13 protein-coding genes and 3 pseudogenes are annotated in these 18,044 nt (G+C 33.5%); all 16 read left to right on the top strand.

Translation table 4 applies throughout. The annotated features are described in order from the left end of the window. Positions 1–10: 10 nt before the first annotated feature. Positions 11–1,003: pseudogene (locus tag VY93_RS04600) on the top strand (hypothetical protein); the annotation flags it as partial. Between the two features lie 23 nt (positions 1,004–1,026). Next, positions 1,027–1,335: a hypothetical protein gene (locus VY93_RS04355; protein ID WP_223211471.1), complete on the top strand. Its 309-nt coding sequence runs from the start codon at positions 1,027–1,029 to the stop codon at positions 1,333–1,335. 335 nt (positions 1,336–1,670) lie between these two features. Continuing rightward, positions 1,671–1,946 carry a hypothetical protein gene (locus tag VY93_RS01350; protein ID WP_046128333.1) on the top strand — a complete coding sequence of 92 codons (276 nt, stop codon included), beginning with the start codon at positions 1,671–1,673 and terminating at the stop codon, positions 1,944–1,946. Between the two features lie 97 nt (positions 1,947–2,043). Continuing rightward, positions 2,044–3,055, top strand: a pseudogene (locus VY93_RS01345) (hemagglutinin). A gap of 26 nt (positions 3,056–3,081) precedes the next feature. Continuing rightward, on the top strand, positions 3,082–4,170 hold the full coding sequence (locus tag VY93_RS01340; RefSeq protein ID WP_082071164.1) for a hemagglutinin: 1,089 nt from the start codon (positions 3,082–3,084) through the stop codon (positions 4,168–4,170). Between the two features lie 263 nt (positions 4,171–4,433). Then, positions 4,434–4,877: a hypothetical protein gene (locus tag VY93_RS01335; RefSeq protein ID WP_046128323.1), complete on the top strand. Its 444-nt coding sequence runs from the start codon at positions 4,434–4,436 to the stop codon at positions 4,875–4,877. 46 nt (positions 4,878–4,923) lie between these two features. Then, positions 4,924–6,810 carry a hypothetical protein gene (locus VY93_RS01330; RefSeq protein WP_046128331.1) on the top strand — a complete coding sequence of 629 codons (1,887 nt, stop codon included), beginning with the start codon at positions 4,924–4,926 and terminating at the stop codon, positions 6,808–6,810. A gap of 300 nt (positions 6,811–7,110) precedes the next feature. Next, the gene (locus VY93_RS01325; protein WP_052717802.1) at positions 7,111–8,316 is read left to right on the top strand and encodes a hypothetical protein; all 1,206 of its coding nucleotides are present in this window, start codon (positions 7,111–7,113) and stop codon (positions 8,314–8,316) included. Positions 8,317–8,345: 29 nt separating this feature from the next. Beyond that, positions 8,346–9,428, top strand: coding sequence for a hemagglutinin (locus tag VY93_RS04305; protein WP_082071161.1), 1,083 nt, complete (start codon positions 8,346–8,348; stop codon positions 9,426–9,428). 23 nt (positions 9,429–9,451) lie between these two features. Further along, on the top strand, positions 9,452–9,964 hold the full coding sequence (locus VY93_RS01315) for a hemagglutinin (protein WP_223211477.1): 513 nt from the start codon (positions 9,452–9,454) through the stop codon (positions 9,962–9,964). Positions 9,965–10,009: 45 nt separating this feature from the next. Beyond that, the gene (locus tag VY93_RS04120; RefSeq protein WP_046128329.1) at positions 10,010–11,932 is read left to right on the top strand and encodes a hypothetical protein; all 1,923 of its coding nucleotides are present in this window, start codon (positions 10,010–10,012) and stop codon (positions 11,930–11,932) included. Between the two features lie 439 nt (positions 11,933–12,371). Further along, positions 12,372–12,842 (top strand): hypothetical protein, encoded by a 471-nt coding sequence (locus tag VY93_RS01305; RefSeq protein WP_046128328.1) that lies wholly within the window; start codon positions 12,372–12,374, stop codon positions 12,840–12,842. Positions 12,843–12,887: 45 nt separating this feature from the next. Continuing rightward, complete coding sequence (locus VY93_RS04265; RefSeq protein ID WP_046128327.1) at positions 12,888–14,951, top strand: hypothetical protein; 2,064 nt, start codon at positions 12,888–12,890, stop codon at positions 14,949–14,951. Positions 14,952–14,980: 29 nt separating this feature from the next. Then, on the top strand, positions 14,981–15,454 hold the full coding sequence (locus tag VY93_RS01295) for a hemagglutinin (RefSeq protein WP_082071159.1): 474 nt from the start codon (positions 14,981–14,983) through the stop codon (positions 15,452–15,454). Next, positions 15,455–17,476 (top strand): annotated as a pseudogene (locus VY93_RS04595) (hypothetical protein). 69 nt (positions 17,477–17,545) lie between these two features. Further along, on the top strand, positions 17,546–18,016 hold the full coding sequence (locus tag VY93_RS01285; protein WP_046128325.1) for a hypothetical protein: 471 nt from the start codon (positions 17,546–17,548) through the stop codon (positions 18,014–18,016). Positions 18,017–18,044: the final 28 nt, after the last annotated feature.

Genomic DNA, 18,044 nt, shown 5'->3' with positions numbered 1-18,044 from the left:
AATGTTAGCGCTATACTGAGATGGATTTATGCCGAAAATTGTGCTTGAAGGTTTTGATTCAAGTTGAACAAAAAATTCAGACAACCAAAATAAAATTAAAGCTTGATTTGGTGACGCATCAAACTGAGCAGGACTATCAGATCAACTAACTAAAAAACTTGGAGCAGAAAGATTTAAAAACGTAAAGTTAACTTATAAAGAAGTTACCTTTAGTAATAATGCTGTTAAAACTCCAACTGTAACATTTACAGTTGCAGCAAAAGATGGCTACACTTTAGTTGATAGCGGAGAAAATGCATCTGCTACAGAAATTAGCCTTGTTGTTAGAGTCTTATATAACCGTGATAATGAAAGCACAATTCAAATGCCAACACAAGGAGCTTCATCTTCAGCAGCGCCAAGTAATTCATCAGTTGATGATGCTAACGTAAAAGCAAAAGTTAATGTTTATTTAAACTACACCGGGCCAAATATTGAGTTAAATGCAGAGCTTCCTAAAGTAGGAACTCAAGAAAATACTTCACTAAATGGAACATTAAATGTAACAGGTGAATTTAACACTAAATTCAAAAAATTATTAGTAAGCGTATTAAGGAGGGGGGTCACGCTGAATCTTCATTATTCCAAGCAATAATTAACTATGTTAATAAATTTGACCCTAAATTTAGAGCTCAACTTGTAACAGAAAAAAACGGAGTTGCTATAACTAGTGTTCAAAGCAAAAAAAGAACTTAGAATAGGAAATTTAAACGATTTACTATACGATAACAAAGTGTTTTTACAACAAGTTAATGGAGACTCAAGCGCAGTATATTTTGCAGTTAACGGTGTAACCAGCCAAGGTTGGTTAAATACCTTCTTAATTAGAATACCTTTAACTAAATTTGTTAGACCTATAAGCGTATTTACAGCACCAGTAGTAACTCCTCCTGCAGAAGAAGCTACTGAAGGAAGTCAAACTCAAACATCAACACCACAAACCATGCCAAATTCAAGCCAATAATAAAACCAAAAACATGCCCCAAAATGTTAGCGCTATACTGAGACGGGTTTATGCCTAAAATTGTAGTGCCAGGTTATGAAGCAGATACTACTGGAAGTAGTAAAGATACTAACGAAAATGAAAATAGACCATTACTACAACAATGATTTGATACTCCTGCTAATTGAGAAAAACTTTCAGAGCAGTTAACCAAAAAACTAGGTGCTGATAAATTTAAAAATGTAACTCTTTCATCTCCAAAAGTTACCTATGAAACCATCCAACAGGTAGTGAAGTTAAAATCCCTAAAGTTACATTCACCGTTACTACTAAGGATGGATACAACCTTATAGCACCAGAAGGTGACACTAAACAAATCTCATTATCAATTAGAGTTTTATACACAAGTGCATCCTCAACACAAAACGTACTTAGATATCAAGGTGTTTCATATTCAGGATCTCCTGGCGGAGCAAGCATAGCTAACCATGCTCAAACCATTAAAGATGTTAAAGTTTACCTAAACTATACAGGACCAGCGATTGTTCTAAATGCTGATATACCAGCAGTAGGAACTACTTGATAATACAACAATAAATGGTACTTCTCCAATTAGAAATGAAGATATTCAAGAAAATTAAAAGCTTTATTAAACAAAACAACTGGCGTTAATGATCCTGCAGAGCTTATGCACGCTATTACAAAATACGTTCAAACTTTTGATCCAAAATACTTAAGCACTAGAACAGATAATGGTTATAGAGCTTGAGTTTCATGAATGTGAACAAATAGATCAGCTCTTAGTCAAAGAGAGCTAAAACAACCTGCAGATATCTTCTTACAACAAATGAAAGATGATACAGAGGCGGTGTATCTAGCAATCGGTGGAACAATCGATGATAAATGATTAAATACTTTCCTAATTAGAATTCCATTAAATAAATTTGTTAAAGCTATTTTATAGTTTGTATTCAACAAACTAAAACACAACCATATTTATAAGAATAAAACCTATTCTAATAACGAACAGCAAAATGCTTAATTTATACTGAGACGGGTTTATGCCTAAAATAGTTGTAAATGATTACAAAATAGTTGTAGATGGTTACGTAGCAAATACTGATGAAGTTAAAAAAGAAGCTGACAAAACTACAAATCAAGAAAAACTACAAAACTGATTTAACGATCCTGCTAATTGAGAAAAACTAGCAGAGCAGCTGACAAAAAAATTAGGTGAAGAAAAATTCAAGAATATGACTTTATCAAATCCTGAAATTTCTTGAGATGAAGTTAAATTTTCTAATAAACTTTATTTAACCCCAAAAGTTACTTTCAATCTAGCAGCAAAAAATGGATATGCTTTAGCTGAAGAACAAGACGCTTCAGCTAAAGAGATAAGTCTTGTGGTTAGAGCTTTATATAACCGTGATGATGAAAGCACAATCCAGCTTCCTACACAAGGAGCTTATCATACTGCAACTCCTAGTGATGCAAACGCAGATAATCCTGCTTCAGCTATTAAAAATGTTAATGTGTATTTAAACTACACCGGGCCAAATATTGTCTTAGATGCAGATCTACCAACAGTAGGTGGAAAAGAAAATACTTCAATTAATGGTACTTCAAATGTTATAGGTGACTTTAACACTAAATTCAAAAAATTATTAGTAAACGTAGTAAGGGGGGGATCACGCTGAATCTTCATTATTCCAAGCAATAATTAACTACGTTAATAAATTCGATCCAAAATATAGAGCTGCATTTGTAACAAATTCAAGAGACGGAGTTACTATAACTAAAGTTCAAAGTGACACACAACTTAGACCTGGAACTTTAGACGATTTAAATAAGAACAACGTATTCTTACAGCAAATCCAAGGAGATACTGAAGCAGTATATTTTGCAGTAACAGCTGTAGCAAGCAATAGATGATTAAATACCTTCCTAATTAGAATTCCTTTAACTAAATTTGTTAAACCTTTAACAGAATTCAGACCTACAACTCCTACAAGCCCTTCTAGCGATACTCAACAACAAGGAACTGCTCAAACTCAAAGTAATCAAGGTTCATAATAATAAAACCAAAAACATGCCCCAAAATGTTACTAATATACTGAGACGGGTTTATGCCTAAAATAGTTATAGATGATTACGTAGCAGATGGTTACGACGTAGCAAATAATGCCGAAAACAATAGAGCACAACACGAAGCTGCAAATAGACCATTACTAGAACAGTGATTTAAAGTTAACCAAGATAAATTAAGCCTTGTAGCAGAGCAGCTAACAAAAAAATTAGGTGAAGAAAAATTCAAGAATATGACTTTATCAAATCCTGAAATTTCTTGAGATGAAGTTAAATTTTCTAATAAAGTTTCTAATAAAGGTTATTTAACCCCAAAAGTAACTTTTAACTTAACTCCTAAAGAAGACTATAAAAAAGCAAGTGATTCTTCTGAAACAGTTACATTAACTATTAGAAATCTATACAAAGAAGCTAATTCAGATACAAATGTATTTGCAACTCAGGGAGCTTCATCTTCAACAACTCCTAATAATGCATCACAGGCAAATGATGCAACCACAATTGAAAAAGTTAATGTTTACTTAAACTACACCGGGTCAAATATTGAATTAGATGCAGATCTACCAAGAGTAGGCGAACAAGAAAATACTTCACTAAATGGAACTTCAAATGTAACAGATGACTTTAATAATAAATTCAATAAATTATTAATAAGATATAAGGCTGAATCTTCATTATTCCAAGCAATAATTAACTATGTTAATAAATTTGACCCTAAATTTAGAGCTCAACTTGTAACAGATATAAACGGAGTTACTGTAACTAAAGTTGAAAAAATAAAAGAGCTAAGACCTGGAACTTTAGACGATTTACTAAAAAATAGGAACAACGTATTCTTACAACAAATGAAAAATGATACAAAAGCAGTGTATTTTGCAGTAACTGCAATAGCAAGCAATGGATGATTAAATACTTTCTTAATTAGAATTCCTTTAACTAAATTTGTTAAACCTTTAAGCGTATTTACAGCACCAGTAGTAACTCCTCCTGCAGAAGAAGCTACTGGAGGAAGTCAAACTCAAGAAGCAAGATTACAACCAGCTGGATATAGTAATTCAGATTCATCTGGATCTACAGAACAAACACCACCAAGTACAACTTAATAATAATAAAACCAAAAACATGCCCCAAAATGTTTTAATTAATTTAAGTTAAAAACTATTTTATTTTTTAAATAAAAAAATGTTTTAAAAAATAAGAACATAAAGCAAACACATTAGGTGGATATGATTTTTGAAATAAAAGAAACGCATTAATATTAACTACATGATTTGCAGCAAAATTTAAATATCTCAATTAAAAATTAATTCAAAAATATAAACCAAATTTAGGTTTAATTATTAACAAAATATACTGAGACGGGTTTATGCCAAAAATTACTCTTGAAAGTTTTACTGCATCGCAAGCAAATGTAGAAGATAATAAATCAAAACTTCAAACATGATTTAATACTAAAGCAAATTGAAGCAATCTAGAAGATCAACTTGTTAAAAAACTAGGAAGTGAGAAATTTAAAAACGTTAAACTAACCAATCCACAAGTAGATTGAAACATAGTAAATAGCAACCAATATAGACCTAAAGTTACCTTTGATGTAGCCCAAAAAGAAGGTTATGAATTGCAAAGCGGAAGTGAATTTTCACAAAGTCTTACAATGGTTATAAGAGTTTTATATACAACTCAATCACCTAATGCAAACGTTTTACAAATGCAAGGAGCTTCATCTTCAGCAGCGCCAGAAAATCCAACAGTTAATGATGCTAACGTAAAAGCAAAAGTTAATGTTTATTTAAACTACACCGACATTTAATTAAGTTTAAAAAATAAATTTAGTTTTATTTTTAACTTAATTTTTTTTGCAGTTTATAAGCGGATCGGTTACTAAAGCTAAAGAAGCTAAAAAAGATGCTGAATACTCAAAAGTAACAGATACTACTCATAAAACTACTTTAGAAGAAAAATACACAGCAGCAACAGCATTACTAGAAGATGGATCAAAACTTAAAAATCTAGATGCTTCAAGTAATTTAGACACAACAAAAGCTACATTAGAATCTGCAAAAACAGCTCTAGATGCAGCAGTTGCAGCAGTTAAACCAGATCTTGACTTCCAAAAAACAAAAACCAGCGCTGCAGCTAAAGTTACAGAACTTGAATCTCTTGTTAATACAGCTTTAAAAGATGAATTACAAAGACAAGTTAATGAATTAACAAAAGAACAAGCTGCTCAAGCTACAACAATGTTAGAAAACCTAACATCATTAAAAGAATCACTAGAATCTCTTCAAACTTTAGTATCAGATGGTCTAAAAATGCAAGTGGATTATCCACAAAAATACTACGATGCTGACAATAAAGAAGCATTCGATGCAGCTTTACTAAAAGCTTCATCAGTGTTTCCTGCATTCCAATGAACAGAGGATTCAATTGTAGTTCCTGCTCCAGAAGGAGATGCGCTTCCAAACCCTAGAGCTTGAACCAAAGCTAGAGATAAATCAGAATTCAAACTACAAAACTTTGTAATGGCTCCAACTCAAGCAGCTGCACCAACACCAACAGAACCTGTACCAGCTGCAGCCGCTTCAGCTGCAGTTAGAGTTGCAATGTCAGAAGAAGCAGAAACTCAACCAGCAGCACCAACACCAGCAGCTGATTTAGCATCAACTGCTTCTTATCTAAAATCATTAAATGACACTTTAAAAGCTGCTACTGATGCACTTAACGGTGATAACCCAACAGAAAAAACAGCATACTACAAACCAGTTGACGGTCGTACACTATACTGAGACGGGTTTATGCCTAAAATTGTGCTAGATAATTTTGATTCAAGTTGAGCACAAAATTCAGAAAACGAAAGAAAAATTAGAGATTGATTTAGAGAAGCATCAAACTGAGCAGGACTATCAGATCAACTAACTAAAAAGCTTGGAGCAGAAAGATTTAAAAACGTTGTTCTTTCAAATCCACAAATTATTTTTGAAGACGTAAGGCTTTTAACTAGTGGAAGCGTTAAGTTTCCTAAGGTAACCTTTACAGTAGCTGCTAAAGATGGTTACCAATTAGCAAGTGGAGAAGGAACAACAACTACCTTAGAGTTAAAAATAAGAGTTTTATATAGCTCAAGTGATCCAAACGCTCTTTTACTTCCATATCAAGGAGCTTCACCTTCAGCAGCGCCAAGTAATTCATCAGTTGATGATGCTAACGTAAAAGCAAATGTTAATGTGTATTTAAACTACACCGGACCAGCAATTATGTTAAACGCTGATCTACCAACAGTAGGCGGACAAGAAAATACTTCAATTAACGGAACCTCAAATGTAAATGGTGACTTTAACACTAAATCCAAAGAATTATTAGTAAGAGATAACGCTCAAACTTCATTATTCCAAGCGGTAATGAATTATGTAAATAAATTTGATGTTAAATATCCAGCTAATCCAATAAGTGAGCAAAAAAATGGAGTTACTTGAGCTAAATTAGATAATAACGCGTTAAGAGTTGCAAACCTTGATGATGCTGAACCAGTTTACTTACAACAAGTTAACCAAGACACAAACGCTGTATACTTTGCAGTTAACGGTGTAGGTAACAACAAATGATTAAATACTTTCCTAATTAGAATTCCATTAACTAAATTTGTTAAACCTTTAACAGAATTCAGACCTACAACTCCTACAAGGCCTTCTAGCGATACTCAACAACAAGGAACTGCTCAAACTCAAAGTAATCAAGGTTCATAATAATAAAACCAAAAACATGCCCTAAAATGTTTAAGTTTTTAAGATTATTGTTCAAAGGATTTAAAAATATATATAAATAGATGCAAAAATATAATTTATGTGCAAAAATGGTTTATATTTTTGAAATTTTTTAAATTTAATATTTAGCTAAAAAAACTTAAAAACTAACCAGCTCAAGCAGCTCCTGCAACTCAAAGTGATTCAGCTGCAACTGCAGCCGCTTCAGCTACAGTTAGACTTGCAACAGGAACAGAAGAAGCAGCAGAAGATTCAGAATCATCAGAAGCTCAAACAGCTCCAATGGCTGATTTAGCATCAACAGCATCTTATCTAAAATCATTAAGTGACAGCTTAAAAGATGAAACCGATAAGTTAAATGGTGATACTACAGCTAATAAAACAGCTTACTATAAAGCTGATACTACTCGTACACTATACTGAGACGGGTTTATGCCTAAAATAGTAGTGCAAGATTACCAAGCAGATGGTTACGACGTAGCAGATGGTAACGGAAACAATAGAGCAGAACACGAAGCTGCAAATCAAAAAAAACTAGAAGCTTGATTTAAAGCAAATCAAGACAAATTTACTTTAGTAGCTGACCAATTAACAAGAAAATTAGGTGAAGAAAAATTCAAGAATATGACTTTATCAAATCCTACAATTTCTTGAGATGAAGTTAGATTTTCTAATAGAGGTTCTAATAAAGGTTATTTAACCCCAAAAGCTACTTTCAATCTAGCAGCAAAAGATGGATATACTCTAGCAGAAGAATCAGCAGCTACTGTAACTCTTACAATAAGAGTTTTATATAAAGATTCAAATCTAACTAGAAATGTGCTTTCAACACAAGGAGCTTATTATACTGCAACTCCTAGTGATAATGCAACCACAATTGAAAAAGTTAATGTTTACTTAAACTACACCGGGCCTTCTATAGTTTTAGATGAAGCCCTTCCTACAGTAGGAGCTAGACCTAATACTTCAATTAACGGAACTTCAAATGTAGATGGTGACTTTAACACTAAATTCAAAAACTTATTAGTAAACGTAGTAGGGGGGAGTTTCACTCAAACTTCATTATTACAAGCAATAATTAACTACGTTAACAAATTCGACCCTAAATTTAGAGCTCAATTTGTAACAGAAAAAAACGGAGTTGCTTTAACTAGCGTTCAAAGCGGCACACAACTTAAAATAAGAAGTTTAAACGATTTCCTATACAATAACAAAGGATTCTTACAACAAGTTAATGGAGACTCAAGCGCAGTATACTTTGCAGTTAACGGTGTAACCAGCCAAGGTTGATTAAATACCTTCTTAATTAGAATTCCATTAACAAAATTTGTTAAACCTTTAAGCGTATTTACAGCACCAGTAGTAACTCCTCCTGCAGAAGAAGCTACTGGAGGAAGTCAAACTCAAGAAGCAAGATTACAACCAGCTGGATATAGTAATTCAGATTCATCTGGATCTACAGAACAAACACCACCAAGTACAACTTAATAATAATAAAACCAAAAACATGCCCCAAAATGTTATCCCTATACTGAGACGGGTTTATGCCAAAAATTACTCTTGAAAGTTTTACTGCATCGCAAACAAATGTAGAAGATAATAAATCAAAACTTCAAAAATGATTTAATACTAAAGCAAATTGAAGCAATCTAGAAGATCAACTTGTTAAAAAACTAGGAAGTAAGAAATTTAAAAACGTTAAACTAACCAATCCACAAGTAGATTGAGACATAGTAAATAGCAACCAATATAGACCTAAAGTTACCTTTGATGTAACCCAAAAAGAAGGTTATGAATTGCAAAGCGGAAGTGAATTTTCACAAAGTCTTACAATGGTTATAAGAGTTTTATATACAACTCAATCACCTAATGCAAACGTTTTACAAATGCAAGGAGCTTCATCTTTAGCAGTGCCTAATGACACTACAACAGTTAGCGATGCAAATGTTTTAAGAACTGTTAATGTATATCTTAACTATACTGGGCCAAATATTGTCTTAGATGCAGATCTGCCAACAGTAGGCGGACAAGAAAATACTTCAATTAATGGAACATCAAATGTTACAGGTGCATTTAACAATGCATTTAGAGGAAATCCAACTAGTGGACTGCTATTTACCAATAGATATCCAAATCCTTTATTGAAGTCTGTAATTAACTATGTTAATAAATTTGACCCTAAATTTAAAGCTGAATTTGTAACAAATTCAAAAAACGGAGTTACTATAACTAAAGTTGAAAAAAATAAAAAACAAAAAAGAGAAGAACTTAGACCAGGAACTTTAGACGATTTACTAAGCAATAAGGACATCGTATTCTTGCAACAAATAAAAGGTGATACTGAAGCAGTGTATTTTGCAGTTTCTGCAATTACAAACGATAGATGACTTAACACCGTACTTGTAAGAATTCCATTAACTAAATTTGTAAGACCTATAAGCGTATTAGAAGCACCACAGCAAGAAGAAACTCAAGAAGATGGCGAAGAAATGCAACAAGGTAACCAAGACGGAACTCAAGCAGGTCAAACTGATGAAACAGCAGGATCAGGAACACCTCAAGCATCATCACCACAAACCATGCCAAATTCAAGCCAATAATAAAACCAAAAACATGCCCCAAAATGTTAGCGCTATACTGAGACGGGTTTATGCCTAAAATAGTTGTAAATGATTACAAAATAGTTGTAGATGGTTACGTAACAAATACTGATGAAGTTAAAAAAGAAGCTGACAAAACTACAAATCAAGAAAAACTACAAAACTGATTTAACGATCCTGCTAATTGAAAAAAACTAGCAGAGCAGCTGACAAAAAAGTTAGGTGAAGAAAAATTCAAGAATATGGTTTTATCAACTCCTACTATTACTTGAGATGAAGTTGAATTTTCTGGTACACATTATTTAACCCCAAAAGCTACTTTCAATCTAGCAACTAAGGAAGGATATGCTTTAGCACAAGATTCAGCAAATACTGTAACTCTTACAATAAGAGTTTTATGCAAAGATTCAAATCCTGAAGTAAATGTGTTTCAAACTCAAGGGTCATCACCTTCAGCAGCGCCAAGTAATTCATCAGTTAATGATGCTAACGTAAAAGCAAAAGTTAATGTTTATTTAAACTACACCGACATTTAATTAAGTTTAAAAAATAAATTTAGTTTTATTTTTAAGTTAATTTTTTTGTGGTTTACAAGCGGATCGGTTACTGCTGCTAAAGCAGTTAAAGAAGATGCTGAATACTCAAAAGTAACAGATACTACTCATAAAACTACTTTAGAAGAAAAATACACAGCAGCAGCTGCTTTTTTAACAGAAGATTCAAAACTTAAAAATCTAAATGCTGATGGAACTTTAGCAACTACTCAAAGTGATCTAGAATCTGCAAAAACAGCTCTAGATGCAGCAGTTAGCGCACTTATGCCAGAGCTTACTTTTGTTAAAACTAAAGCTAGCGCTGTTAAAACAGCTTCAGAATTAGAACCTCTTGTTAATACAGCTTTAAAAGCTGAACTAGAAAGACAAGTTAATGAATTAACAAAAGAACAAGCTGCTCAAGCTACAACAATGTTAGAAAACCTAACATCATTAAAAGATTCTCTAACATCACTTCAAGATCTAGTTTCTAAAGGTCTTGTAATGCAAGTGGACTACCCACAAAAATACTATGACGCAGATAACAAAGCAGATTTCGATGCAGCTTTACTAAAAGCTTCATCAGTGTTTCCTGCATTCAAATGAACTACAGATTCAATTGTAGTTCCTACTCCAGAAGGAGGCGCTTTACCAAACCCTAGAGCTTGAACCAAAGCTAGAGACAAATCAGAATTTGTATTACAAAACTTCGTAATGGCTCCAGCTCAAGCAGCTCCTGCAACTCAAAGTGATTCAACTGCAGCTGCAGCCGCTTCAGCTACAGTTAGAGTTGCAACAGAAGAAACAAGTACAAACTCAGGAGAATCATCACCTTCACTAACTCCTGAAGCATCAACTCCAACAGCTGATTTAGCATCAACAGTTTCTTACTTAAAATCATTAAACGATACTTTAAAAGCAGCTACTGATGCACTTAACGGTGATAACCCTACAACCAAAACTGCTTACTATAAAGCTGACGTTGATCGTACACTATACTGAGACGGGTTTATGCCAAGAATTGTAGTGCCAGGTTATGAAGCAGATACTACTGGAAGTAGTAAAGATACTAACGAAAATGAAAATAGACCATTACTACAACAATGATTTGATACTCCTGCTAATTGAGAAAAACTTTCAGAACAGTTAACCAAAAAACTAGGTGCTGATAAATTTAAAAATGTAATTCTTTCATCTCCAAAAGTTACCTATGAAACCATCTCAACAGGTAGTGATGTTAAAATCCCTAAAGTTACATTCACCGTTACTGCTAAGAATGGATACAACCTTATAGCACCAGAAGGTGACGCTAAACAAATCTCATTATCAATTAGAGTTTTATACACAAGTGCATCCTCAACAGAAAACGCACTTAGATATCAAGGTGTTTCATTTTCAGCAGCGCCAAGTGGTGCAAATACAGCTGACCATGCTAAAACCATTAAAGATGTTAATGTTTACCTAAACTATACAGGACCTGCTATTGTTTTAGATCAAGCAGTTCCTGCAGTAGGTACTGCAGCTAATACTTTAATTAATGGTACTTCAAATGTTACAGGTGCATTTAACACCGCATTTAGAGGACTGCTATTTACTAAAAGACTAGTAAATCCTTTAATGCAGTCTGTAATTAACTACGTTAACAAATTTGACCCTAAATTTCCAGCTGCATTTGTAACAAATGCAACAAACGGAGTTGCTTTAACTAAAGTTCAAAAAGATAGACAAAAAAAAGATAGAGAACTTAGACCAGGAAATTTAGAAGATTTACTATACAATAACAACGTGTTTTTACAACAAATGAAAAATGATACTGAAGCAGTGTATTTTGCAGTAACTGCAATAGCAAGCAATAATTGATTAAACACCGTACTTGTAAGAATTCCTTTAACTAAATTTGTAAGACCTATAAGCGTACTTGAAGAACAAAGCGCTCAAGATCAAACTCCAGAAGCTTCACAACAAAGTTAATAATAATAAAACCAAAAACATGCCCCAAAATGTTTAAGTTTTTAAGATTATTGTTCAAAGGTTTTAAAAATATATTCAAATAGATAGAAAAAATATAATTTATGTGCAAAAATGGTTTATATTTTTGAAATTTTTCAAATTTAATATTTAGCTAAAAAAACTTAAAAATTAACCAGCTCAAGCAGCTACTGAAGAATCAAGTGATTCAGGTGCACCTGAATCAACTTCAGCTACAGTTAGAGTTGCAAATGCTGAAGCTGCTTCACCAGAAACTCAACTAGCAGCTCCATCAGCTGATTTAGCATCAACAGCATCTTATCTAAAATCATTAAACGATACTTTAAAAGCAGCTACTGATGCACTTAACGGTGATAACCCAACAGAAAAAACAGCATACTACAAACCAGTTAACGGTCGTACACTATACTGAGACGGGTTTATGCCTAAAATAGTTGTAGATGATTACGTAGCAAATACTACTGAAGATAATAAAGAAGAAATCAAAGAAGCAAATAAAACAAAACTACAAAACTGATTTAAGGCTCCTGCTAATTGAGAAAAACTTTCAGAACAGTTAACCAAAAAACTAGGTGCTGATAAATTTAAAAATGTAACTCTAACAAATCCTCAAGTTAGCTATGAAGAAATAACTGTTAATTCAAATACTTGAAAAAATCCGAAAGTTACCTTCACAGTAGAGGCAAAACCTGGTTATGAATTAACACAGCCTACAACAGATCCTAAACAAATCTCTCTAACTATTAGAGTTCTTTATTCATCTCAGGAATCTAACCAAAACCTACTTACTATTCAAGGAGCTTCTCCTACTGCAGCGCCAAGTAATTCATCAGTTGATGAAGCTAACGTAAAAGCAAAAGTTAATGTTTATTTAAACTACACCGACATTTAATTAAGTTTAAAAAATAAATTTAGTTTTATTTTTAACTTAATTTTTTTGCAGTTTACAAGCGGATTGGTTACTGCTGCTAAAACACTTCAAGCTGAAGAACAATACACAAATGTAAGCCAAGATCTTAGAACTGATTTATATGCAAAATTAACAGCAGCAACTGATTTTCTAACAGAAGATTCAAAACTTGCAAATCTAGATGCTTCAAGTAATTTAGACACAACAAAAGCTACATTAGAATCTGCAAAAACAGCTCTAGATGCAGCAGTTGCAGCAGTTAAACCAGATCTTGACTTCCAAAAAACAAAAACCAGCGCTGCAGCTAAAGTTACAGAACTTGAATCTCTTGTTAATACAGCTTTAAAAGCTGAACTACAAAGACAAGTTAATGAATTAACAAAAGAACAAGCTGCTCAAGCTACAACAATGTTAGAAAACCTAACATCATTAAAAGATTCTCTAACATCACTTCAAGATCTAGTTTCTAAAGGTCTTGTAATGCAAGTGGACTACCCAAGAAACTACTATGATGCAGATAACAAAGCAGATTTCGATGCAGCGCTACTTAAAGCTTCATCAGTGTTTCCTGCATTCCAATGAACAGCTCAATCAATTATGGTTCCTACTCCAGAAGGAGATGCGCTTCCAAACCCTAGAGCTTGAACCAAAGCTAGAGATAAATCAGAATTCAAACTACAAAACTTTGTAATGGCTCCAACTCAAGCAGCTACTCCAACAACAACGCAAACTTCACCTAGCGCGGCAACATCAGCTACAGTTAGAGTTGCAAATGGTGAAGCAGCTTCAGCAGCTGGCGCAGCATCAAGAGAAGCACAAACAACTCCTGCACCAGCTCCAATGGCTGATTTAGCATCAACAGCATCTTATCTAAAATCATTAAATGACACTTTAAAAGCAGCTACTGATGCACTTAACGGTGATAACCCAACAGAAAAAACAGCATACTACAAACCAGTTGACGGTCGTACACTATACTGAGACGGGTTTATGCCTAAAATAGTAGTGCAAGATTACCAAGCAGATGGTTACGTAGCAGATACTAATGAAGGTAGTAAAGAAGCTGACAAAACTACAAATCAACAAAAACTACAAGAATGATTTAACACCTCAAGCAATTGAGAAAAACTTTCAGAACAGTTAACCAAAAAACTAGGTGCTGATAAATTTAAAAATGTTACTCTAACAAATCCTGTTATTAGCTACGATGATGTTTCAACAGGTAGAGATGTAAGAATTCCTAAAGTAACATTTACTGTTGCTGCTAAGGATGGATATAACCTTACCAAACCAACAGGTGAAACAAAACAAATTACTTTATCAATTAGAGTGTTATATACAAGTGAAAATCAGACAGAAAACGCACTTAGATATCAAGGTGTTTCATTTTCAGCAGCGCCAAGTGGTTCATCAGTTGATGATACTAACGTAAAAGCAAAAGTTAATGTTTATTTAAACTACACCGGGCCAAATATTGAGTTAGATGCAGAGCTGCCACAAGTAGGAAATCAGAATAATACTTCAATTAACGGAACCTCAAATGTAACAGGTGACTTTAACACTAAATTCAAAAAATTATTAGTAAACGTAGTAGGGGGGAGTTTCACTAAAACTTCATTATTACAAGCAATAATTAACTACGTTAATAAATTCGATCCAAAATATAGAGCTGCATTTGTAACAGAAAAAAACGGAGTTGCTTTAACTAGCGTTCAAAGCGGCACACAACTTAGAATAGGAAGTTTAAACGATTTCCTATACAATAACAAAGGATTCTTACAACAAGTTAATGGAGACTCAAGCGCAGTATATTTTGCAGTTAACGGTGTAACCAGCGAAGGTTGATTAAATACTTTCTTAATTAGAATTCCATTAACTAAATTTGTAAGACCTATTACACCATTTACAGCATCAGCAGTAATGATTCCTACTACTGAGGACTCTCAAGAAGAATCTGGAGAAAATTCTAGCCAAGCTGATAACACAGAGCAAAACGCAGAAAATCAAGAAGATGGACAATCAGGCGGAGAAGCTACTGAAACACAAGAAGCTCAAGGAGATTCAGCTTCACAATCATCACCACAAACTTAATAATAATAAAACAAAAAACATGCCCCAAAATGTTGCTGCTATACTGAGACGGGTTTATACCGAAAATAGTGCTAGATAATTTTGATAAAACCTGAGGACAAAATACAGCCAACCAAGATAAAATTAGAGTTTGATTTAGAGACGCAGCAAACTGAGCAGGACTATCAGATCAACTAACTAAAAAGCTTGGAGCAGAAACATTTAAAAACGTAAAGCTTACTTTCAAAGAAGCTAGCTTTAGTGGTGAGAATAATATTAAAACTCCAACTGTAACATTTACAGTTGCAGCAAAAGAAGGCTACACTTTAACTACAGGCGATAATGCTTCTGCTACAGAGATAAGTCTTGTAGTTAGAGTCTTATATAACCGTGGAAGTGAAAACGTAATTCAACTTCCTAGACAAGGAGCTTCATCTTCAGCTACTCCTAATAACGCAAAAAATGCCAATGACAAAACAACTAAAAGAACAGTTAATGTTTACTTAAACTACACCGACATTTAATTAAGTTTAAAAAACAAACTTGCTTTTATTTTTAAGTTAATTTTTTTGTGGTTTATAAGCGGATCGGTTACTGCTGTTAAAACACTTCAAGCTGAAGAACAATACACAAATGTAAGCCAAGATCTTAGAACTGATTTAGAAGAAAAATACACAGCAGCAGCTGCTTTTCTAACAGAAGATTCAAAACTTAAAAATCTAAATGCTGATGGAACTTTAGCAACTACTCAAAGTGATCTAGAATCTGCAAAAACAGCTCTAGATGCAGCAGTTAGCGCACTTATGCCAGAGCTTACTTTTGTTAAAACAAAAACTAGCGCTGCAGCTAAAGTTACAGAACTTGAATCTCTTGTAAACCCAGCTTTAAAAGCTGAACTACAAAGACAAGTTAATGAATTAACAAAAGAACAAGCTGATCAAGCTACAACAATGTTAGAAAACCTAACATCATTAAAAGAATCATTAGAATCTCTTCAAGATTTAGTTTCTAAAGGTCTTGCAATGCAAGTGGACTACCCAAGAAACTACTATGACGCAGATAACAAAAGTGCATTTGACGATGCATTATTAAAAGCTTCATCAGTGTTTCCAGCATTCAAATGAACTACAGATTCAATTGTAGTTCCTGCTCCAGAAGGAGACGCGCTTCCAAACCCTAGAGCTTGAACCAAAGCTAGAGAAAAATCAGAATTCAAACTACAAAACTTCGTAATAGCTCCAGCTCAAGCAGCTCCTGCAACTCAAAGTGATTCAACTGCATCTGAATCAGGATCAGCTACAGTTAAACTTGCAACAGAAGAAACAAGTACAAACTCAGGAGAATCATCACCTTCACTAACTCCTGAAGCATCAACTCCAACAGCTGATTTAGCATCAACAGTTTCTTATCTAAAAACCTTAGATACAGATCTTAAAGCGCAAACTGCAGCACTAAATGGTGATACTACAACTAATAAGACAGCTTACTATAAAGCTGATACTACTCGTACACTATACTAAGACGGGTTTATGCCGAAAATTGTAGTTAGCTTATTAACAACTAAACCTGCTAATCAAGAATATGATGCAAATCCAAGAACGACAGCCGTTACATTTTGAAAACAAAGAAACGGTGAAATACTAGATGTTTGATTTGCAGCAAATCAAGACAAATTTACTTTAGTAGCTGACCAATTAACAAGAAAATTAGGAAAAGATAAATTCAAGAATATGGTTTTATCTAATCCTAGAATTACTTGAGATGAACTAACAATACCCGAAGGAACTATTCTAACTTCAAAAGTAACTTTTAACTTAACTCCTAAAGAAGGCTATGAAAAAGCAACAGGTTCTTTAGAAACAGTTACACTAACTATTAGAAATCTATATAAAGCAGCAGCTCCGAATACAAACTTATTTGCAACTCAGGGAGCTTCATCTTCAGCAGCGCCAAAAAATACAAAGACACCAAATGATGATGCGGTTATAAAAAATGTTAATGTGTATTTAAACTACACCGGGCCAAATATTGAGTTAGATCAAGCAGTTCCTGCAGTAGGTACTGCAGCTAATACTTCAATTAATGGAACATCAAACGTTACAGATAAAGACTTTAACACTAAATTCAAAAAATTATTAGTAAGCGTATTTAGCAACGGTAACGCTCAAAGTTCATTATTCCAAGCAATAATTAACTACGTTAACAAATTTGACCCTAAATTTAGAGCTGCATTTGTAACAAATGGAACAAACGGAGTTACTATAACTAAAGTTGAAAGCGACACACAACTTAGAATAGGAACTTTAGACGATTTAGTAAAAAATAGGAACAACGTATTCTTACAGCAAATCCAAGGAGACACTAAAGCAGTGTATTTACCAGTTACTGCAATAGCAAGCAATAATTGATTAAACACCGTACTTGTAAGAATTCCATTAACTAAATTTGTAAGACCTTTAACAGAATTCCAAGCTCAAAGCGAAGCGGCTCCTACTGAAGAGACTTCAGGAGAACAAGATTCAGCTCCAACTGGAACAGGTTCATAATTCTAAAATTAAATAATAATAAAACAAAAAACATGCTCCAAAATGTTTTCTTAATACTAAGACGGGTTTATGCCTAAAATAGTTGTAGATGGTTACGTAGCAGATGGTGCAGGGGCTAATAAAGCACAACACGAAACTGAAAATACAAGATTATTGCAACAATGATTTGATACTCCTGCTAATTGAGAAAAACTTTCAGAACAGTTAACCAAAAAACTAGGTGCTAATAAATTTAAAAATGTAACTCTAACAAATCCTCAAGTTAGCTATGAAGAAATAACTGTTAATTCAAATACTTGAAAAAAACCAAAAGTTACCTTTAACATTCAAGCAAAACCGGGTTACCAGTTAACAGAGCCTGCAACAAATCCTAAACAAATCTCTCTAACTATTAGAGTTCTTTATGAAAATCAGGCTTCTACTCAAAACCTACTTACTATTCAAGGAGCTTCATCTTCAGCAGCGCCAAGTAATTCATCAGTTGATGATGCTAACGTAAAAGCAAAAGTTAATGTTTATTTAAACTACACCGGGTGTTAATTAAATTTAAAAAACAAACTTGCTTTTA

The organism is Mycoplasmopsis synoviae ATCC 25204, assembly GCF_000969765.1.
Taxonomy (GTDB): Bacteria; Bacillota_I; Bacilli_A; order Mycoplasmatales; family Metamycoplasmataceae; genus Mycoplasmopsis; species Mycoplasmopsis synoviae.
The sequence above is the reverse complement of the archived record's forward strand: the minus strand, read 5'-3'. Positions and strand labels throughout refer to the sequence as shown.